18 protein-coding genes and 1 pseudogene are annotated in these 19,980 nt (G+C 71.9%); 5 read left to right on the top strand and 14 right to left on the bottom strand.

The window, feature by feature from the left end; translation table 11 throughout:
* Positions 1–4: 4 nt before the first annotated feature.
* The gene (locus tag ACFZCD_RS11735; protein ID WP_391830343.1) at positions 5–2,923 is read right to left on the bottom strand and encodes a UPF0182 family protein; all 2,919 of its coding nucleotides are present in this window, start codon (positions 2,921–2,923) and stop codon (positions 5–7) included.
* Positions 2,924–3,066: 143 nt separating this feature from the next.
* On the opposite strand from ACFZCD_RS11735, the gene ACFZCD_RS11730 reads away from it, so the two are divergent.
* Positions 3,067–3,666 (top strand): PPA1309 family protein, encoded by a 600-nt coding sequence (locus ACFZCD_RS11730; protein WP_391829660.1) that lies wholly within the window; start codon positions 3,067–3,069, stop codon positions 3,664–3,666.
* A gap of 21 nt (positions 3,667–3,687) precedes the next feature.
* On the opposite strand, the gene ACFZCD_RS11725 is transcribed toward ACFZCD_RS11730, so the two are convergent.
* From ACFZCD_RS11725 to ACFZCD_RS11710, 4 genes are all read right to left on the bottom strand, one after another.
* On the bottom strand, positions 3,688–4,779 hold the full coding sequence (locus ACFZCD_RS11725; protein ID WP_391829659.1) for a PDZ domain-containing protein: 1,092 nt from the start codon (positions 4,777–4,779) through the stop codon (positions 3,688–3,690).
* Between the two features lie 125 nt (positions 4,780–4,904).
* Positions 4,905–5,075: a hypothetical protein gene (locus ACFZCD_RS11720; RefSeq protein WP_391829658.1), complete on the bottom strand. Its 171-nt coding sequence runs from the start codon at positions 5,073–5,075 to the stop codon at positions 4,905–4,907.
* Between the two features lie 225 nt (positions 5,076–5,300).
* Positions 5,301–5,768 (bottom strand): molybdenum cofactor biosynthesis protein MoaE, encoded by a 468-nt coding sequence (locus ACFZCD_RS11715; RefSeq protein ID WP_391829657.1) that lies wholly within the window; start codon positions 5,766–5,768, stop codon positions 5,301–5,303.
* A gap of 100 nt (positions 5,769–5,868) precedes the next feature.
* Positions 5,869–6,996 (bottom strand): SDR family oxidoreductase, encoded by a 1,128-nt coding sequence (locus ACFZCD_RS11710; RefSeq protein ID WP_391829656.1) that lies wholly within the window; start codon positions 6,994–6,996, stop codon positions 5,869–5,871.
* 191 nt (positions 6,997–7,187) lie between these two features.
* On the opposite strand from ACFZCD_RS11710, the gene ACFZCD_RS11705 reads away from it, so the two are divergent.
* Both ACFZCD_RS11705 and ACFZCD_RS11700 read left to right on the top strand, forming a co-directional pair.
* Positions 7,188–8,624, top strand: a complete 1,437-nt coding sequence (locus tag ACFZCD_RS11705) for a zinc-dependent metalloprotease (RefSeq protein ID WP_391829655.1) — start codon at positions 7,188–7,190, stop codon at positions 8,622–8,624.
* The gene (locus ACFZCD_RS11700; RefSeq protein ID WP_391829654.1) at positions 8,621–9,142 is read left to right on the top strand and encodes an NUDIX hydrolase; all 522 of its coding nucleotides are present in this window, start codon (positions 8,621–8,623) and stop codon (positions 9,140–9,142) included. The genes ACFZCD_RS11705 and ACFZCD_RS11700 overlap by 4 nt, the downstream gene beginning before the upstream one ends.
* Positions 9,143–9,270: 128 nt before the next feature.
* Here the strand turns inward: ACFZCD_RS11700 and ACFZCD_RS11695 are convergent, their stop codons facing one another.
* The 4 genes from ACFZCD_RS11695 to ACFZCD_RS11680 all read right to left on the bottom strand — a co-directional run bounded on the left by ACFZCD_RS11695 (position 9,271) and on the right by ACFZCD_RS11680 (position 13,243).
* A complete protein-coding gene (locus ACFZCD_RS11695; protein WP_391829653.1) occupies positions 9,271–10,029 on the bottom strand; it encodes an AIM24 family protein in 759 nt (252 codons plus the stop codon).
* Positions 10,030–10,046: 17 nt separating this feature from the next.
* A complete protein-coding gene (locus ACFZCD_RS11690; RefSeq protein ID WP_391829652.1) occupies positions 10,047–10,730 on the bottom strand; it encodes an AIM24 family protein in 684 nt (227 codons plus the stop codon).
* Between the two features lie 17 nt (positions 10,731–10,747).
* Entirely contained in the window at positions 10,748–12,496 is a 1,749-nt protein-coding gene (locus ACFZCD_RS11685) for a TerD family protein (protein ID WP_391829651.1), read from the bottom strand.
* A gap of 150 nt (positions 12,497–12,646) precedes the next feature.
* Positions 12,647–13,243: a M48 family metallopeptidase gene (locus ACFZCD_RS11680; RefSeq protein ID WP_391829650.1), complete on the bottom strand. Its 597-nt coding sequence runs from the start codon at positions 13,241–13,243 to the stop codon at positions 12,647–12,649.
* 271 nt (positions 13,244–13,514) lie between these two features.
* Between ACFZCD_RS11680 and ACFZCD_RS11675 the strand changes: the two are divergent.
* Positions 13,515–14,638 (top strand): annotated as a pseudogene (locus tag ACFZCD_RS11675) (ThiF family adenylyltransferase).
* A gap of 47 nt (positions 14,639–14,685) precedes the next feature.
* Positions 14,686–16,065: an ABC1 kinase family protein gene (locus ACFZCD_RS11670; RefSeq protein WP_391829649.1), complete on the top strand. Its 1,380-nt coding sequence runs from the start codon at positions 14,686–14,688 to the stop codon at positions 16,063–16,065.
* Between the two features lie 20 nt (positions 16,066–16,085).
* Here the strand turns inward: ACFZCD_RS11670 and ACFZCD_RS11665 are convergent, their stop codons facing one another.
* From ACFZCD_RS11665 to ACFZCD_RS11645, 5 genes are all read right to left on the bottom strand, one after another.
* A complete protein-coding gene (locus ACFZCD_RS11665; protein ID WP_391829648.1) occupies positions 16,086–16,280 on the bottom strand; it encodes a hypothetical protein in 195 nt (64 codons plus the stop codon).
* Positions 16,281–16,434: 154 nt separating this feature from the next.
* Entirely contained in the window at positions 16,435–16,761 is a 327-nt protein-coding gene (locus ACFZCD_RS11660; protein WP_391829647.1) for a hypothetical protein, read from the bottom strand.
* The gene (locus tag ACFZCD_RS11655; RefSeq protein ID WP_030366211.1) at positions 16,758–17,120 is read right to left on the bottom strand and encodes a WhiB family transcriptional regulator; all 363 of its coding nucleotides are present in this window, start codon (positions 17,118–17,120) and stop codon (positions 16,758–16,760) included. Before ACFZCD_RS11655 ends, ACFZCD_RS11660 begins: the two co-directional genes overlap by 4 nt.
* Positions 17,121–17,255: 135 nt before the next feature.
* Positions 17,256–17,582 carry a hypothetical protein gene (locus tag ACFZCD_RS11650; RefSeq protein ID WP_391829646.1) on the bottom strand — a complete coding sequence of 109 codons (327 nt, stop codon included), beginning with the start codon at positions 17,580–17,582 and terminating at the stop codon, positions 17,256–17,258.
* A 174-nt stretch (positions 17,583–17,756) separates the two neighbouring features.
* Positions 17,757–19,961 (bottom strand): ATP-dependent DNA helicase UvrD2, encoded by a 2,205-nt coding sequence (locus ACFZCD_RS11645; RefSeq protein ID WP_391829645.1) that lies wholly within the window; start codon positions 19,959–19,961, stop codon positions 17,757–17,759.
* Positions 19,962–19,980: the final 19 nt, after the last annotated feature.

The following is a 19,980-nucleotide window of genomic DNA, read 5'->3' as shown; positions in this document are numbered from 1 at the left end:
TTGATCAACTTCCTGGCTTGCCGTTCTGGTCGCCGCTCTTGTCGCCGCTCTTGTCCCCGGCCTTCTCGGCGGACTTGGCCTCGGCCTTGGCGGCGCGGTCCAGGGCGTCCTTGAGGGCGTCCTGGGCCTTGCCGTACTCCGCCCAGTTCTTGCCCTCCAGGGCCTTCTGGCCGGCGACGAAGGCGTCCTGGGCGTCCTTCAGGGCCTGCTTGACGGTGGGGTCCTGGGAGGGCTTGGAGGGCTTCTCCGGCTGGGGGGTGCCACCGGCCGAGGCCTTCTTGCCGAACACCGCGTCGAGGGCCTCCTCCAGGGTGTCCTCGAAGGCGGTGTTCTTGCCGTAGGTCACGAGCACCTTGCGCAGCAGGGGGTAATTGGTGCCGGCGCCTCGTACGTAGACCGGTTCCACGTACAGCAGTCCGTCGCCCAACGGCACGGTCAGCAGGTTGCCGTATTCGACCTCGGAGTCGCCGCCCATTCTCTTCAGGACGTTGATCTTCTCGGCGATCTTCGTGTCGCTGTTGAAGTTGCTCTGCACCTGCTGCGGGCCCGAGACGGGGTTGTCCGACGGCATCTTCAGGATTCTGATCTTGCCGTATTCGGGGCTCGTGGCATCCGCGTCGACCGCCATGAAGGCGCCGAGGTTCTCCCTCGACTTCGGGGTCAGCGTCGTCGTGAGCGAGAACGTCTGGGCCTTCTGCCGGGGCATCTTCATGCTCAGGTAATAGGGCGGTACGGCATTGCCCTTCTTGGTGGTCGGGTCGTCCGGAACCTCCCAGCGCTCGCTGCCCGTGTAGAACGTGCCCGGATTGGTCACGTGGTAGCGGGTCAGGAGCTCGCGCTGGACCTTGAAGAGGTCCTGCGGATAACGCAGGTGCTCCATCAGGGCCGGGGCGATGTCACTCTTCGCCTTGACCGTGCCGGGGAACGCCTTCATCCAGGTCTTGAGCACCGGGTCCTGGGTGTCCCACTGGTAGAGCTTCACCGTGCCGTCGTAGGCGTCCACGGTCGCCTTGACGGAATTGCGGATGTAATTGACCTGGTTCTGCTGGGCGACGACCGCGCGCTGGCCGGTCGTGAGCGAGTCCGCGGTGGTGTCGCCGAGGGTCGTCCGCGAGGCGTACGGATAGCCGTTGGTCGTCGTGTAGGCGTCCACGATCCACTGGATGCGTCCGTCCACGACGGCCGGGTAGGCGTCGCCGTCGATGGTCAGCCACGGGGCGACCGCCTCGACGCGCTCCTTGGGCGTGCGGTTGTAAAGGATCCGCGAACCGTCGCCGATGGCGCCGGAGTAGAGGATCTGGGGCTCGCCGAAGGCCACGGCGTACGCGGCGCGGTTCACCGGGTTCGAGAGGCTGACACCGCTCTTGCCCTGGTAGCTGTAGCTCTTCTCGCCGCGGTCGCTGGAGTAGTCCAGCTCCTTCTGAGGACCGCCCACGATCGAGTACTGGGTGGTCTTCTCGCCGAAGTAGACGCGCTGTTCGTACTTCGGGAGGTCACCCGTCGTCGGGAGGCTGTTCTCGGTGAAGTCGGGCTCGCCCTCGCTCGTGACCGCCGTGCCCTTGGCGGTGATGGCGCCGTACCCGTGGGTGTACTTGAAGTGGTCGTTGATCCAGTTGCGCTCGGGAATGCCCTTGAGGTTCAGCTCGCGCAGACCGATGACCGTGTCCTGCTCCTTGCCGTCCTTCTTGTAACGGTCGACATCGAGCGTGGACGGGAATTGGTAGTAACCCTTGACCTGCTGCTTCTGCTGGAAGGTGGGCGAGACGATGTTCGGGTCCAGCAGCCGGAGACTGGCCGTGGTGTTCGCCTCGGCCCGCAGGTTCTCCCGGTCCTTGTCCTCGACGTTGTTGCGGCCCGCGTAGTCCTGGATGTCGGCCTTGTCGATCCCGTACGCCTCACGCGTCGCCGTGATGTTCTTCTTGATGTACGGCGCTTCCTTGGCCTGCTCGTTCGGCTGGACCTGGAACTTCTGCACGATCGCCGGATACAGCCCGCCGATCAGCACGGCCGAGAGCACCATCAGCCCGAAGCCGATCACCGGCAGCTGCCAGGTGCGCCGCCACAGCGTGGCGAAGAACAGCACCGCGCAGATCAGCGCGATGATGAAGAGGATCGTCTTGGCCGGCAGGTACGCGTTCGCGTCGACGTAGCGCAGCCCCGTCCAGCCGTCGGTGGACTTCAGGCCGCTGGACTTCACGGCGAGGCCGTAGCGGTCCAGCCAGTACGCGATGGCCTTCAGGCCCACGAAGACGCCGAGCAGCACCGAGAGGTGCCCCGTGGCCGCGGCCGTCGCCCGGTGACCCGGGCTGGTCAGCCGCAGGCCGCCGTAGAGGTAGTGCACGAGCGCGGCGGCGATCAGCGACAGCACCGCGGCCGCGAAGCCGAAGCTCAGCAGGAAGCGGTACCACGGCAGGTCGAAGGTGTAGAACGAGATGTCCTTGTGGAACTGCGGGTCCTTCTGGTGGAAGGAGACGCCGTTGATCCACTGCAGCCACGTGCGCCACTGCCCGGCGGCCGAGGCACCGGCGACCAGACCCACGAGGGCGGTGACCGCGAGCAGCGCCCACCTCTTGTACGGCGCGATGCTCATCCGGTAGCGGTCGAGGCTCTGCTGCTCCATCGACATCGCGCTCAGCGGCGGCCGCAGCCGGTGCGCCAGCCAGATGTTGGTGCCCACCGCCAGCGCCATCAGCAGGCCGAAGACCGCAAAGAGCCCGATCTTCGTACCGAGGGTGGTGGTGAAGACGGAGGAGTAGTCCACCGAGCGGTACCAGAGCCAGTCCGTCCAGAACCCCGCGAACATCACGAAGAGCATGGCCAGTGCGGCCAGCACGCCCAGCGTGGTGAGCAGGGTCCGGATCCGCCGGGACGGTCGGCCGACTCTGATCCGTGGCCCTGTCGGGCCTCCGCCGCGGTCCGGCATCTGGAAAGCCAAGGTGCGCACCTCGAAGTTCGCTGTCAATGGAGCTGTCGATCAGGCCCAGCGATCCTAGGGCCCAAGGTGGCAACTTACCGAGGCTTTACTCAGTTCCCGTTTTCGGTCCCTCTCAGGGCACGATATTGCTCATGTCCAGCACTTCCAGCACCCCCGACCCCTCCGTTCCGTCCGGTCCCGGCGGCCCGGGCGGCGATGTCCCCATGGCGGCCAGCCCGCTGACCCGCGCCGTTCTCGAGATCGACCAGTACGCCTCCAGCCTCGGCTGGGACCAGCCCGCGCGCCTGTTCGCCCTGGTCGACACGGGCAAACTGCGCGCCCAGGAGCCCGGCCTCGCCGACCAGCTCGGCCTCGACGAGACCGCCCAGGCCGGCTCCCTCACCCCGATCGAGCAGGACGAGATCCCGGCGAGCACTCCCCTGGACAAGTTCCTGGGCACCATCGCGTGGCCCGACGCGGTGACGGGCTGCGCCCTGACCGTGGAGCGGCTGATGCTGCCGCCGTCGGCCGAGGGCACCGTGCCCAACGGCATGAGCGAGAAGCAGCTCGCCAAGTGGGTCGCCGCCCACCCGGAGCGGCAGGAGGTCCGGATGACGGTCGCCGTGCTGCGGGACGGCGCGCGGGAGACCGCGGTGCGGCTGCGCGAGAAGGACTCGCCGACCGAGGTCCTCACCGGCCCGGACCTGGTGCCGGGCCTGGCCGAGGCGCTGGCGGCTACGTTCGAGGACTGAGGCGGAGCCCGTCGCGGGGGCTCAGCCGCCGGCCTTGCACAAGGGCAGGCCGGCCGAGTCCCCGCTGCGGATCTTCTCCAGGGCGCCCATCGCGTCGCCGATGGTGTCGACCTTGACCAGGGTGAGCCCGGAGGGCTTGTCCTTCGCGGCGGCCGCGCAGTTGTCCTTCGGCGTCAGGAAGAAGCGGGCGCCCTTGTTGCGCGCGCCCACCGTCTTCATCTCGACGCCGCCGATCGGGCCGACCTTGCCGTTGTCGTCTATGGTCCCCGTGCCCGCGACGAACTTGCCGCCGGTGAGGTCCCCGGGCGTGAGCTTGTCGACTATCCCGAGGGCGAACATCAGCCCGGCGCTCGGGCCGCCGACGTCCGCCAGCTTGATGTTGATCGTGAACGGGAAGGTGTGGTCCGTACCGGCCTGGATGCCCACCACGGCCCGCTTGTCGTCGGGCGCCTTGCCCGTGGTGAGGGTGATCTCCTGCTCGGTGACGGGCTGCCGCTTCTCCTTCTCGGCCGCCGCGGCCTCCTTGGCCGGGACGACCCGGAAGGTGACCTTCTGGCCCGGCTGGTGCTTGGTGACCAGCTTGGCGACGTCACCGGGCTGCTTGATCTCCGTACCGTCGACGGCCTTGATCACGTCGCCGGCGTGCAGCTGCCCCTCCGCCGGGCTGTTCTTGACCACCGACGCCACCACCGTGCGCGAGCCGACCGGGATGTTCAGCTGCTTGAGCGCGGCCACCTTGGCGCTCTCCTGCGACTGGCTGAACTCCTCCGCCGTCTCCTGGTTGAGCTCGTCCGGCGTCTTGTCGTCCGGATAGAGCGTGGAGTGCGGGACGACGAGGTTGTCGTGGGCGATCCAGCCGTAGACCGCCTCCACCAGATTCATCCGGTACTGGGAGCCGGTGACGCGGACCGTCGTCATGTTGAGGTTGCCGCTCGTCGGATACGTCTTGTGCCCGGAAATCTGCAGCACGGGCTCCCCGTCGTGCTCACCGAGCGTGTTGACCGTCGGGCCGGGCGACATCTCCGCATAAGGCACGGGGATCAGCACGCCTGCGCAGAGGAGCGCGATCAGCATCAAGAGGGAGGCGAGCATCGTCGCGGTGCGGCGGGGCATGGAACGACAGTACGGGACGGGTCTGACAGTCCACCCGCGGGGCGGTCCGTCCGGGGAGCCTGCCGGGGAGGCCACCAGGGGCTTCCGTCTTCGGGCCGGCGCCCCGGCGCGTACCCGGGGGCGCGTCAGGAGACTCCGGTACCGGAATCCGAGCGCTCCATCGCCTCGCGGAACCGAGCGTAACCGGCGAGCTCGGAAACATCCCCGGCCTTGCGGTTACGAGCGGCCCAGGTGCCCCACAGAAGGGCAACGACGGCCGCGGCAACCGGAATCAGCAACCAGACCAGTGCCGCCATGCCGACCTCCCGACCCCCGGACTTCACCATTGAAAAGACCGATGAGCAGATTAGTCTTTCGCACACTCAACGCTCACGTCAGGGGGCCGGTTACGCAACCGGAAGTGATCCTTCAGAACACCCTCCGGGTCCTTGAGCGCCCACCCTCCCCCGGCTACCGCTGGGGATGCCCCCACGCACTAAGCACCCACCTCCCCCAGCTACCGCTGGGGGTACCCCCACGCACTAAGCACCGACCCACTCTTCGGTGCCGTCTTGGAAGACCTGGTGCTTCCAGATCGGCACCTCGCGCTTGAGGTCGTCGATGAGCCGCCGGCAGGCCGCGAACGCCTCCGCGCGGTGCGGGCAGGAGACGGCCACCACGACGGCCAGGTCGCCGATCTCCAGGTCCCCCACGCGGTGCACGGCCGCCAGCGCCCGCACCGGGAAGTCCGCCGCGACCTTCTCGGCGACCCGGCGCAGCTCCGCCTCCGCGGTGGGGTGCGCGGAGTAGCCGAGACCGCGGACGCCGGCGCCCCCGTCGTGGTCGCGCACCGTGCCCACGAAGAGCGCGGTGCCTCCCGCGGCGTGGTCGCCCACGGCCGCGAAGACCTCGTCCACGGACAGGGGGGTGTCACGCACCGCCAGCAGGCGGACCGGGTCCGCCGCGGCGTGCTCGCCTGGGTGATCGTACGTACGGGCCATGGCCCCCATCGTGCCGTACGGACGGCGCGGCCGAGGGCCGGCCGTTCAAACAACCGTACGGGAGCCCCCCTGGGCGGTCCTACGGCCCCGCGGGCCTGCGAGCCCGCCGCTAGAGCCGGCGGCGCGCCTTGCGGGCCCGGCGGACGAGCGCGGCGGTGCCCAGCAGTGCCACGGTCGCCCCCGCGGCGCCCGCGGCGGTGGCGTCCTTGCGGCCGAGGCGGCGGCCCGCGACCGTGTGCCGGCCGGAGACCTCCTCCAGCAGCTCGGCGAGGACCTCCTCGTTCGTCCACCGCGGCCGCCAGCCCGCCGCGTGCAGCCGGCTCCCGCTGACGACCCACGGGTGCATCGTGTACTCGAGGTCGCCGGCGGGCGACGGCGTCAGACCGAGGCGGTGCAGCCGGGAGGCCGCCCCGAGGGCGACCGCGGAGGGCAGCTCCATGCGGCGGATGCCGGAGAGCTCCTCGACCTCGTCCTGCTCCAGCCAGCCGTCGCAGCCGACCGCGAGCTCGCCCTCGGCCTTCTCCAGGGCGGCGAACTCCAGGGCGCTGACCAGGTCCTCCACGTGGCAGAACTGCCAGGTCGGGCGGGAGCCGGCGACGACCAGGAGGCGGGGCGACTCGAAGTAGCGGGTCAGGGCGGTGTCCGTGCCGCCGACGAGGACGGCGGGCCGCAGGACCGTGACGTTCAGGCCGGGGTGGGCGCGCGGCGCCCGCTTGGCGAGCCGCTCGATCTCCAGCAGGTCGCCGACGCCGGTGGCCTCGGCGGTCGCGCGGAGCTCGGCGTCCTCGGCGAGCGGCACGTCGTTGTCGGGCAGGGCCCCGTAGACCATCGCGGAGGTGCACAGCACGACGCGGTGCACCCCGGCGGCCGCGGCGGCCGTCAGGACGGTCTGGGTGCCGCGCACGTTGTAGGCGGTGCGGGCGGCGGGGTCGCTCTCCAGGTCGAGGTCGAGCGCGAGGTGCACGACGACGTCGGCGCCGCGCAGCTTCTCGGCGATCGCCGGGTCACGGACGTCGAGCACGTGCCACTGGGCCTCGGTCACGTCACCGCGGCGCTCGTCGATCGCCACGACCTGCTTGATGTGCTCGGATTCGGCGAGCCGCTGCGTGAGCAGGGCGCCGACGCCGCGCGCGGCACCGGTGACCGCGACGACGGGCCGTCGGCCGCCGTGCGGGCTCGTACTGTCTCGCGCGGAACCGTTTCGCGCTGCGCGAACTTCTGGGTCGGGGGAACTCACCGGGCGTCTCCAGCGGTTGTCTTCAGTACGTACGAGAGATGACGCGTACGGACCAGGTGACGTCCATCCTGCCGCAGGCCCGGGGTCGGCGAAGCACCAAGCCCGGATACCGGAGAGGTGTCTAGGCTGGTGGTGATGTCGGGCATTCGCCGCCGGTCGTGTGCCGGCGGCCCTACGAGCCGAGGAAACCCGTGAGTGACACCCCATTCGGATTCAATCTTCCGCCGGAGGAGCCCGAGAACGGCGGCGACGGCAAGAAGAAGGGCGAGGGCCGGGGCGGCCAGGGGCCTGCGAATCCGTTCGGGTTCGGCGGGCCGGGCGCCGGGGACAACCCCTTCGGCGCGATGTTCGGGGCGATGAACCCGGGTGATCTCGGGGCCGCCTTCCAGCAGCTCGGGCAGATGCTCTCCTACGAGGGCGGCCCGGTGAACTGGGACATGGCCAAGGACATCGCCCGCAAGACCGTCGCGCAGGGCACCGCCGACGGCACGAAGGACGCGAGCGTCTCGCCCGGCGAGCGGGCCGCGGTCGAGGAGGCCGTGCGCCTGGCCGACCTCTGGCTGGACGGCGTGACGTCCCTGCCGTCGGGTGCGGCCTCGGCGGTGGCCTGGAGCCGTGCCGAGTGGGTCGAGGCGACCCTCCCGGTGTGGAAGGAGCTCGTGGATCCGGTCGCCGAGCGCGTGGGCGCGGCGATGGGCGGTGTGCTGCCCGAGGAGATGCAGGCCATGGCGGGCCCGCTGCTGGGCATGATGCGCTCCATGGGCGGCGCCATGTTCGGCACGCAGATCGGCCAGGCCGTGGGCGTTCTGGCGGGCGAGGTCGTCGGTTCCACCGACGTGGGCCTGCCGCTGGGCCCGGCGGGCAAGGCCGCGCTGCTTCCGGTGAACATCGCGGTGCTGGGCGAGGGCCTGGGCGTCCCGCTGGACGAGGTCCGGCTCTACCTGGCCCTGCGTGAGGCGGCTCACCAGCGGCTCTTCGCCCACGTGCCGTGGCTGCGCTCGCACCTCCTCGGTGCCGTCGAGGGCTACGCCCGCGGCATCAAGGTCGACACCGCCAAGCTGGAGGACGCGGTCGGCCAGCTCGACCCCACCCACCCCGAGCAGCTGCAGGAAGCGCTCCAGCAGGGCATGTTCCAGCCGGAGGACACCCCGGAGCAGAAGGCGGCCCTGGCCCGGCTGGAGACCGCCCTGGCGCTCGTCGAGGGCTGGGTGGACGCCGTCGTGCACGCGGCCGCCGCTCCGCACCTGCCGTCGGCCGGCGCCCTCCGCGAGACGCTGCGCAGGCGGCGTGCCTCCGGCGGTCCGGCCGAGCAGACCTTCGCCACCCTGATCGGCCTGGAGCTGCGGCCGCGCCGGCTGCGGGACGCCTCCCGGCTGTGGGCCTCGCTGGCGGACGCCCGCGGCCCGGAGGGCCGTGACGCCCTCTGGGAGCACCCGGACATGCTGCCGACGGCGGCCGACCTGGACGACCCCGACGGCTTCGTCCACCGCGAGCACCTGGACTTCTCCGAGATCGACAAGATGCTCGGCGAGGCCGCCCGGGGCAAGCACGAGAAGGACGCAAAGGGCGAGGGGGCCGAGAAGGACGGGGAGCCCGGCGCCGACGGCGAGGGTGACGACAAGAAGTGAGCCTGCACGACGATGCGGTCCGCGTCCTGAAGGAGTACGCGGACCAGGACGAGCTGCGCGGGCTCTATCTGGACCACCTGGCGGCCCACCCGGACGGCATGTGGAAGCCCTGCGAGGCCGGGCACGTCACGGCGAGCGCCCTGGTGATCGACCCCGCGCGCGGCCAGGTGCTGCTCACGCTCCACCGCAAGCTGCGGATGTGGCTGCAGATGGGCGGCCACTGCGAGCCCGGTGACGCGACGGTCGAGGCCGCGGCCCTGCGGGAGGCCACGGAGGAGTCCGGGATCGCCGGCCTGACCCTGCTGCCGGGCGGCCCCGTGCGGCTGGACCGCCACCCGATCCCGGCGCCCTGCAACTGGCACCTGGACGTCCAGTACGCCGCGCTGGTCCCGGCGGGCGCCACGGCGGCCATCAGCGACGAGTCGCTGGACCTGCGCTGGTTCCCGTACGCCGAGGTGGGCGAGGTCGCCGACGACTCGGTCGTGCAGCTGGTGAAGCGCACGCTGGAGCGGCTGTAGCGGCTTGATGCGGCACGGGTAAGGGGCGGTCACCCATGGTGACCGCCCCTTACCCGTGTTCCTGGTCCGCTGCTCCTGATGCGCTGCTCCTGATGCGCTGCCCCTGATCCGGGTGGCGTGCGCCGGGCTCAGTTGGACCAGATGTTGCCCTGGTTCTGCCCGTGGGCGCCGTGCTGGCCGAGGCCGTACTGGGCCATGAGCCCCTGCCCGATGTCGGCCCCCTGGGGCGGCAGCAGTTCGCTGGGCTGGACGAGGGCGTAGCCGTTGCCGGCGAAGTTCAGCTCCCAGCCCTCCCCCGTGCCGCCGCGGCGCCGCCACACGCCGGAGGACGACGTCTGGGCCTGCATCTGCACGCGCAGGGACGTCGACCAGGCGATCACGGCGTCCGCGTCTGCGCTGACGAACCGGTCGGGGGTGACCTGGAGCATCAGCGGCTGCCCGGACGTCATCAGGGCGACCTTGCCCTGGCCGCTGATGTTGAGCTGGTACGCGCCGGTCCCGGAGATCCCGTACTGGCTGTCGACGGCGATGGTCTCCCAGTGCAGCGTGGAGTCCAGGGCGAGGACGTAGGCGCCGTCCACGGTCAGGCCGTCGCGGTCGACGTCGACCACGTGGACGTGCTGGGCCAGGTTGGCGAAGTAGACGGTGCCCTGGCCGGAGCAGCGCATCACGTCCAGGCCCTCACCGGTGCGGGCGCGGGAGTTCTGCTGGCCGCGGGTCTGGTACTCGCCGTCGAACTCGATCAGGCCCTGGTAGGCGACCATCGAGCCCTTGCGGGCGAGGACGTCGTCGTGGCCGGTGAGGGAGACCCGCAGCAGCTGCGGGTTCTGCAGGGCGTAGCGGTCCTGCGTCTGGGCCTCGGTGAAGCCGAAAAGCGGGCTCTGCATGATGTCCTCGTTCCCCCTCAGCCCCGGGCCCGGAGCCGGTCGGTGCTGTCCTCGCTGGGCTGTACGACCACGAAGCCCTCGCCGGAGAAGCCCAGTTGGTAGGCCTCGCCGCTGCCCCGGCCGATCAGGGAGGAGGCCTTGAAGCTGCGCTTGCCCTTCATCCTGAGGTTGCTCGACCAGGCGACGAGCGCGTCGGGGTCGACGTAGGTCTCGTCGTCGCCGCGGCCGCAGTCCACGACGATCGGGGTGCCGCGGGAGGTGAGGGCGACCCAGCCGGTGCCGCTGATGCCGACGTTGAACAGGCCCTGCCCAGCGAACTTGGCCATGCCCTTGACACGCTCGACGCCCCACTGGAGGTGGGCGTCGAAGGCGAGGACGTTGGTGCCGTTGACGGAGAGGGAGTCGCCGTTGAGCTGGAGGCAGACGACGTCGGCGCCGTAGTCGGCGAGGTAGAGCAGGCCGTCGCCGTGGCAGCGCATGAGGGGCACGCCCTCGCCGGTGAGCCACTGGGAGGCCATCTGGCGGACCGCGGGCGGGTTGGGGTCGTACTGGACGTAGCCCTCGTAGGCGACCATCGAGCCGGAGCGGGCGAAGAGGTCCTGGCCGGTCTGCATGGCGACCTTCAGCATGCTGCTGCCGTGGTTCTCCATGCGGGCGGTGACGGGGGTCGGGGCGTAGCCCTGGATCGGTGTCTGGTTCATGGTGTTCGCGGGCTCCCTCAGACCTCGTAGGGCTGGACGACGACGAAATTGCCGGGAGCGCCCCGGAATTGGAGGTTCACGGCTTCTCCGCTGTGGCCCGGGTAGGAGTTCCGGCGCAGCCGCACCTGACTGGAGACGATCACCTGGGCGCCTGCGGACCAGGCGACGACGGCGTTGCTGTCCACGTAGGTCGAGGGGGTGACCGGCAGGACGACGGGGGTGCCGTGGGTCTTGACGACGACGGTGCCGTGGCCCTGGAACTGCATGGTGAACAGGGCGCCGCCGGGGATGCCGTGGCCCTCGATCCGGCGGACCTCGTGCTGCAGCGACTCGTCGAAGGCGAGTACGGACTCCGAGGAGACGCAGATGGCGTCGCCCTGGAGCTCGATGGGGTGCACGTGGGCGGCGGCCTCCGCGAGGAAGACCTGGCCGCGGCCGGTGCAGCGCATCAGCTGCAGCTCCTGGCCGGTGGCGCTGCCGACGATGCGGCCGGCGAAGCCGGCGCCCTTGTAGCCGAATTCGACCTTGCCCTGGTAGAGGACCATGCTGCCCTGGCGGGCGAGCACGGGCTGCTGGTCGACGCCGAGGTCGACGCGGACGAGCTTGGGGTTCTGCAAGGTCCAGCGCTGGCCGGTGGGCACTTCGCGGTACTTCTGCAGGGCGGCCTGGACACCCGCCGCCCCCGCCGCACCCGCGGGCTGGCCGTACGGGGCGGGCTGGCCCGGGTGGGGCTGCCCGGGGTAGGGCTGGCCGGGGTAGGGCCGGCCCTGCTGGGGGGCCGCGGGGTACGGCTGGCCCGGGTAGGGCTGGCCGTGCTGCGGGGGCGAGTGCGGCGCCTGGGGCGGCTGGCCGGGGTGACCGTAGGGGGCGGCCGGCTGCTGGCCGTACGGGCCCGGCTGGCCGGGGACGCCGGGCGGTCCGGGGGGCGGCGGGAGGTGGCCGCCGGACGAGGCTCCCGGGTCGTTGAAGAAGCCCGGAGGGGCGATCGGCGCGGCCAGCGTCGCCGCGGCGTGCACCGGCGGGGCGGGCGGCGCCGGGGGCGGGGTGCTGCCGGGCGGGGGCGGGAAGCCCTGGTGGGGCGGCGGCGCCGGGGCCTGGTGGGCGGGCGCGGGGGCGGGGGCCGGCGCGGGGGCGGCGAAGGCCGGGGGCGGGGTCGTCTGCTGCGGAGGGGCGAACGCGGGTGCCGCGGCGGGGGCCTGGGCGGGCGCGGCCTGGGGGGCCTGGGCCTGCGGCTCCTCCTCGAGCACCTCTCCGCCGAAGTGCTTGAGGAGCGCTTCCAGCCCGCCGTCGAAGCCCTGGCCGACGGCGGCGAACCGCCACACGTCCTTCAGGTAGATGTCGCCGAGCATCACCGCGCGTTCGGTGCTGAATTCGGATCCGGTGAACGAGTAGCGCGCCACTTCCTGGCCGCCCGCGACGATGCGGAGGTAGCCGGGGCCGGTCTGCGACATCCGCCCCTCGCCGTCGAGGGTGGCCGTGAAGCTGAGCCGCTGGATCTGCGGGGGGATGCGGTCGAGGGTGACGCGGAAGGAATCCGTGTCACCGGCCTGCGCACCGAGCTGCTGGATGGCGCCCTCGGGCGACTGGGGCTGGTTGAAGAAGACGAAGTACCGGTCGTCCGAGAGCCGCTCCGCGGCGTCGAGGCCGAAACAGCTGATGTCGAAGGTCAGGCCGGGACCCGCGATCTGCACTCCCACGTACAGATCGGTCCCCGCCGTCAGGTCACTGATCTTGGCCTTGTGGCCGCGCTGGAATTCCCTGGCCATGCGTTACGACCGTCCCCCATCCGAACGTGCGATGAAAACGTGTGATGAATGCGTTGCGTCAGGCTAACGGCTGAGGGCTGGATCATCCGACTCAGGACCGGCCGCGTCCCCAGTGGGGGACGCAGCGGTGCCGGGCCCGGTTCGTTCACGTCATTCGCCGCGCGCCGCGGGGAGGTGCGGCAGCCGGTCGGCGGCCACCACGCCTTCGAGGTAGCCGCGGGCGCGCTCGGTGCGCGGGTAGGCGTCGAGGAGCCGCCAGAAGCCCGGCCCGTGGCCGGGGACGAGCAGGTGCGCCAGCTCGTGCAGGAGGACGTAGTCGAGGACGTATTCGGGCATGCCCTGCAGCCGGTGCGAGAGGCGGATGCTGCCCTCGGCGGGGGTGCAGGAGCCCCAGCGGGTGTTCTGGTTGGTGACCCAGCGGACGGAGGCCGGGCGGGCCCTGCCGTCGAGGTACTGCTCCGAGAGGCGGGCGGCGCGCTCGGCGAGCTCGGTGTCGCCGAGCATGCGCTTGCTCTCCTGCGCCGCGAGCTTGTCGAGCATCGTCCTGACCCAGCGCTGCTCCTCGGCCTCCGACATGCGGGCGGGGATGAGGACGATCGTGCGGTCGCCCTCCCGGTACGCGGAGACCGTGCGACGGCGGCGCGCGCTCCGCCGGACCTCGACCGCACCGGGTCCGGCGCCGGCGGAGAGCGGGCCGGAAGCGCTGCGCGATGGACGTGGGGCGCTGTGCAGGGGGTCGACGGGCACGCCCCGACGTTACCGGCTGCCGGCGCGTGAAGTCCCGCCCATCGCTCCTTGTCGGGGGCAAAGCCCCCACGAGAACCGGGCTTGTACGACCATCACACCGGACCTGTGGACAACTTCTCACGGCGGCGGCGCGGAAGGCCCATGCTGGGGGCCGACCGAGGGGGGAACCGTGCAGAGGACCGCAGAGAAGACCACGCAAAGGGCCGCACAAAGCGCCGCACAAGGGGTCGTACGAGGGGTCACGCGAGGGGTCACAGAAACCGCGCATCCCATGCTCAAGCCCGCGCTGCGGCGCAGCTGGCGCAGCCGGGACACGGTGCAGTTCGGTGTGGCCCCGGCGCACGCGGTGGCGGTGGGCCCGGTGGACACGGCGACGGGCAGCTTCCTGGGCCTGCTCGACGGCACGCGCGGGATGCCGCTGCTGCGCGAGGAGGCGAGGGCCGCGGGCCTGCCGGAGGGGCGGGCGGACGCGCTGGTGGAGCGGCTGTCCGCGGCCGGGCTGGTCGACGACCCGCGCGGGGGTGGTGAGGGGGCGGCGGCCCTGAGGGAAACGGGTCCCGCGCTGGAGCGGCTGCGGCCCGATCTGGCGTCGTTGTCCGTGCTGCACCCGGGGCCGGGCGAGGCGATGCGGCTGATGGGCGCACGGCGGGCGATGCGTGTGCAGGTGCGGGGCGCCGGCCGGGTGGGGGCGGCCGTCGCCGCCTTGCTGTCGGCTTCGGGCGTGGGGCGCGTCGATGTGATGGACGGGGGCTGCGTGGAGCCGTGGGACGCGGGGCCCGGCGGGCTCGCGGCCGCACGCATCGGTGAGCGGCGGGAGACGGCGGCGCGGCGGGCCGTGCGGGAGGCGGCGCCCGGGCCGCGGCGGCGGTGCCGGCGGGGCGGCGAGCCGGAGCCGCCGCTGGCGCTGGTGGTGTTCGCCCCGAGGGACGGGCTGGCGGCGTATGCGCCCGACCCCGGCGCTGCGGAGGAGCTCGTCCTGTCCGGCACGGCGCACATGTACGCGGGGGTCCTGGAAGCCACCGGTCTGGTGGGGCCGTTGGTGCTGCCCGGTGCCACGGCGTGTGCGGGCTGCGTCGAGCTGGGGCGGGCCGACGGCGACCCGGCCTGGCCCCGGATGCTCGCCCAGTGGCGGTCCGGCCGCGGCTCGGGGGTACCGTCGTGCGACATGGCACTGGCCACGGTTGTGGCGGGGCTGACCGTGTCGCGGGCGCTGGCCTTCCTCGACGGTGGGTCCCCGGCGAGCGCGGGGTGCGGCTGGAGCTGGCGCTGCCGGGTCCGGCCTGGTCCCCGCGGCCCGTCGAGCCGCATCCGCGGTGCCCCTGCGGCGCGGCGCGCTCCCCGGAACCCGGGTTTGCCGTGGCCACGGGGTCACCGCACGGGACAATGGGCAGGTAACCGCCGTCCGCGGCGTGGCTGTTCAGCTCAGCTAGTTGGAGGGGCGAATGTCTGATCTACCCCGCAAGGCGGTCACGCGTACCGCCAAGTTGGCCGCGCTGCCACTGGGGTTCGCGGGGCGCACGGCCCTGGGGCTCGGCAAGCGCATCGGGGGGCGGCCGGCGGAGCTGATCGCGGCGGAGTTGCAGCAGCGCACCGCAGAGCAGCTCTTCGCGACGCTCGGGCAGCTCAAGGGGGGTGCGATGAAGCTGGGTCAGGCGCTGTCGGTGTTCGAATCGGCCCTTCCCGAGCAGGTCGCCGGGCCCTACCGGGCCGCCCTGACCAAGCTTCAGGAAGCAGCGCCGCCCATGCCGGTGAAGACGGTGCACGCGGCGCTGGCTGAGCGGCTGGGCGAGGACTGGCGGGAGCTGTTCGAGGAGTTCGACGACCGGCCGGCGGCCGCCGCCTCGATCGGGCAGGTGCACCGGGCGGTCTGGCACGACGGCCGGCAGGTCGCGGTGAAGGTGCAGTACCCGGGCGCCGGCGAGGCGCTGCTGTCGGACCTGACCCAGCTGGGGCGGTTCGCGAGACTCCTGGGGCCGCTGGTGCCGGGCATGGACATCAAGCCGCTGATCTCGGAGCTGCGGGACCGGGTCTCCGAGGAGCTGGACTACGGCTTGGAGGCCCGGGCGCAGACCGCCCACGCACAGGAGTTCGCGGGCGATCCGGACGTGGTGGTTCCGGAGGTGGTGCACCAGAGCGATCAGGTGCTGGTCACCGAGTGGCTGGAGGGGCTGCCGCTGTCGGAAGTGATAGCGGACGGCACCCCGGAGCAGCGCGACCGGGCCGGGCAGCTGCTGGCGCGCTTCCTCTTCTCGGGCGCCGCACGCACGGGGCTGCTGCACGCCGACCCGCATCCGGGCAATTTCCGGCTGCTCACCGGGGACGACCCCGACGGCCCGCCGGAGAAGTGGCGGCTGGGCGTGCTGGACTTCGGCACGGTCGACCGGCTGCCGCAGGGCCTCCCGCCGGAGATCGGCACCGCGCTGCGGCTCACGCTGGACGGCGAGGCCGAGGCGGTGCACGAGCTCCTGCGGGAGGAGGGGTTCGTCAAACCGGAGATCGAACTGGATCCCGGGGCCGTACTCGACTATCTGCTGCCGATCATCGAACCGGCGCAGGCGGCGGAGTTCACCTTCACCCGCGGCTGGATGCGCGCGCAGGCGACCCGGATCGCCGATCCCCGCTCCCCCGCGTACCAGCTGGCGCGGCAGCTCAACCTGCCGCCGGCGTATCTGCTGATCCACCGCGTGACGATGAGCACCATCGGGGTGCTGTGCCAGCTGGGCGCGACCGTGCGGCTGCGGGACGAGATGGAGGCGTGGGTGCCCGGTTTCGCGCCGGCGGGCGGGAGCCCGGCCGGAGAGAGCCGGGAAACGCCTGCCTGACGGGCGCCGGGCGCCCGGCCTCACCACCAGGACGAGTCGAGGCGGCCCTCGATCGATCTGATGTTGGCCCGGGCGCAGTCGTCGCAGAAGTAGTGGCGGCGGCCGTTCTCGAAGGAGCAGGTCCAGGTCGGCGGCGGTGGACCGCCGGCGGAGGTGCCACAGCGAGCGCAGGCCGCGGGCTCGGGGGTCTCGGTGGCCTCAGGGTCCAACTGCACTGGTTCATGCGTCTTCTGGTCCACCTCCCCCACGATATCCCCGTGGAGGCGCCGGGGACGGACAACGCACCCGACGCCCCGCGGGGCCGGTCCTTCCGGATCCGGCCCCGCGGGGGTGGGACGAGGGCGGGCGAGGCCCGCCGGGGGCGGCCGGTCAGTGCATGACGGCCATGGCCAGGGCCCGGCGGGCGCGCATCGAGGCGCGCTCGGCGCGGCGCTGCATGCGCCGGGCGGCGGCCAGCCGGGTGGCCCTCCGTTCGGATTCGGCCTCCCTCAGTCGCTCGTGCATATGCGCACGGGCCAGGGCTTCTGGGATGAGTTGCATTTCGAGGTTCCTGTTCTGGCGCGAGGCGGTCGCGCGAGTGGTGTCACGGGTGGGGACTTCCGGGCCGAAGGCCTCGGCGGAGGGGCGGTGCATCGTCGGATCCTGCTTCTTGGGGTCGTGCGTGGTGGGGCGGTCGATGGTGCCGAAGACGTTCATGCGGCGACCGGGTTCTTGCGCGGACGGCCACGGGGCCGCTTGCGGGCCACGACCACGCCCTGGACGAAGAGCTCGCCTCCCCAGACGCCCCACGGCTCGCGGCGGTCCATGGCGCCGGCGAGGCAGGCCTCACGCAGCGGGCAGGTCCGGCAGAGCGACTTGGCGTACTCCACGTCCGCGGGGGACTCGGCGAAGAAGACCTCCGGGTCGTAGCTGCGGCAGGGGACGGGGGTGCCCAGGTTCTCGATCGCGTCGTCGAGGTCGGTCAGGGCGGTGAGGGGGGTCAAGGTGTCCTCCGTGGGGACGGGCGGGGGAATCAGGTCGGTCGCTACTGACGGGGTGTGTGCCTTGAGTTGCACGGTGTCTTTTTCCTCGTCTGTCTTCCGGCTCGTGGCCGGGCTGGCGCCCCTCGCCTGGTGAGGGGCAAAACAAAAGGGCCGCGGATCCCGGTGTGGGTTCCGCGGCCCTGGAAGGTGCCGACCTGATCATGCCGATCAGGCTGGATCTCTCCAGGGTTCGAGCCCACGGAAGGCCCACATCGTCTGGTGCTGGTGCTGCGTGCTGACGGATCCGGCGCCGTTGGTCGTCGCCGCAAGGGCATAGGCCTGGGCCTGTGCCGTTGCTGCTGCCTCTACCGCGGACGCCTTGGTCGGTCGCTCATTGATCAGGGAGGTTTCACTGATCAGGGCGGAGCCGTTGACCAGGCCGAAACCGGCGCCGGACAGACCGGTGCCCCGGAGCGAGTCGAAGGAGAAGCCGAGCGGACGGGTGGCGACGACCGGGCGATCGGTCATTTTGTTGCAGGTCTTGAAGCTGATCACTGGTCTCGCCTCCTCTCGGCGTCATCGGGGACCTGTCGGGACAGGTCCGGCTTTTAAGTTCAGTACAGCTAAGTTCAGTACAGCTGGTTCAGTACAGCACGGATCCCACGGCTCCCGGAAGAGCCGTTGTCTCCGTGCTCGGAAGGCTATGGGTAGGCCCTCCGCGTGCGCAAACTATTTTTCCGGAGTTTCTTCGGACGCTTCGTGGGTCGCGTCTTCCGACGTCAGGTCGTGTCCTGCGCACAGTGCGAGGACGTCGGCTCCGAACGAGACGAGCTTGCGTCCTCCCACCCCTGAGATGCGCGCCAGCTCCGCTTCGGTTCCCGGAACGGCCTCCGCGATCGCGAGGAGCGTCTTGTCGGTGAAGACGCAGTAGGCGGGCTGGCCGAGCCGCACGGCCTCGGCGGCACGCCAGTCGCGCAGCCGCTCGTAGAGCGCCTCGTCGAGCTCGGAGGGGCAGTCCTCGCAGCGCATGAGCTTGATCTCGCCCGCATCGGTCAGGGTGCGGCCGCAGACGCGGCAGCGGGCGGAGCCCCGCTTGCGGCGGCGGTCCGCGCCGCGCTCGACGCCCCCCGTGCCGCCGGTGGCGCCGGGCCCGGGGCGGACCGCCGCAGAGCCCGGGCGCAGGCCGTTCAGGAAGCGCGTGGGGCGCCGGGAGGGGCGGCCGCCCGGCGTGCGGGAGAGCGCCCAGGAGAGGGAAAGGTGGCGGCGGGCCCGGGTGACCCCCACATAGAGGAGGCGGCGCTCCTCCTCGATCTGCTCGTTCGTCTTGGCGTATGTGATCGGCATCATGCCCTCGGCGAGGCCGACGAGGAAGACGGCGTCCCATTCCAGGCCCTTGGCGGCGTGAAGTGAGGCGAGAGTCACACCCTCGACGGTGGGGGCGTGCTGGGCGCTCGCCCGCTCGTCGAGCTCGGCCACGAGATCGGCGAGGGTGGCGGTCGGCCGGGCCCGCACGAAGTCCTCGGCGAGGCGCACCAGGGCCGCGAGGGACTCCCAGCGGTCCCGCACCGCGCCCGAGCCGGCGGGCGGCTCGGGCGTCCAGCCGCGGGTGCCCAGGACGGCCCGCACCTGGGACGGGACGTCGTCGGTGCCGTCGAACTGGGAGTCGGTGCCGCCCGCGCGGGCCGCGCCGCGCAGCAGCAGCCCGGCCTCGCGCACCTCGGGCCGCTCGAAGAACCGCTCGGCGCCGCGCAGCTGGTAGGGCACCCCGGCGTCGGCGAGGGCCTGTTCGTAGACCTCGGACTGGGCGTTGATGCGGTAGAGGATCGCGATCTCGCTCGCGGGCACCCCGGAGTCGATGAGGTCCCGGACGCGGCGGGCGGTGCCTTCCGCCTCGGCGGGCTCGTCCGCATACTCCCCGTAGCAGGGCTCGGGGCCGGGGTCGCGCTGCGAGACCAGCTCCAGGCGGTGCTCCGCCGCCCGGCCGCGGGCCTGGGAGAGCAGGCCGTTGGCGAGGTGGACGACCTGGGGGGTCGAGCGGTAGTCCCGGACGAGCTTGACGACGGTGGCGTGAGGGTGGCGGGTGCGGAAGTTCAGCAGGTGGTCGGGGGTGGCGCCGGTGAACGAATAGATCGTCTGGCTGGCGTCGCCGACCACGCAGAGGCTGTCGCGGTCGCCCAGCCACAGCTCCAGGAGGCGCTGCTGGAGGGGGCTGACGTCCTGGTACTCGTCCACCACGAAGTGCTGGTACTGGCGGCGGACGGTCTCGGCGATGTCGTGCCGGTCCTGCAGGACGCCGACGGTCAGCAGCAGCACGTCCTCGAAGTCGATCACGCCGCGGTCGCGCTTGAGCTGCTCGTAGCCCGCGTAGATCCGGGCGGTCTCGGCGGGGTCGTGGGGGGCTTCGCGGCCCGCCTTGGCGGCGGCTGCCGGATAGTCCTCGGGGACGGTCTGGGTGACCTTCGCCCACTCGATCTCGCCGGTCACGTCGCGCAGCTCGTTGCGGTCGAGGCGGAGCTTGCAGCGGGCCGCGGCCTCCGCGACGATCTGGACCTTCCGCTCGGCCAGCCGCGGCATCTCGCCGCCCACGGCCTTGGGCCAGAAGTACTGCAGCTGGCGCAGGGCGGCCGAGTGGAACGTGCGGGCCTGGACGCCGCCGGCGCCGAGCTGGCGGAGCCGGCCGCGCATCTCGCCCGCGGCGCGGTTGGTGAAGGTGACGGCGAGCACACTGGACGGCTGGAGCACGCCGGAGCGGACGCCGTAGGCGATGCGGTGGGTGATCGCGCGGGTCTTGCCCGTGCCGGCGCCGGCCAGCACGCACACCGGGCCGCCGAGGGCCGTCGCCACCTCGCGCTGCTCGGGGTCGAGCCCGTCGAGCACCGCGTCCGGGGAGTCCGGAACGGGCGGGAAGAGGGTGGAGTGCGTTGCTGCTGTCACCCCGCCATGCTGCCAGGTC

The sequence above is a fragment of the Streptomyces sp. NPDC008001 genome, from assembly GCF_042958085.1.
Taxonomy (GTDB): Bacteria; Actinomycetota; Actinomycetes; order Streptomycetales; family Streptomycetaceae; genus Streptomyces.
Note: the sequence above shows the minus strand (reverse complement) of the source record. Positions and strands in the feature narration are given on the sequence as shown.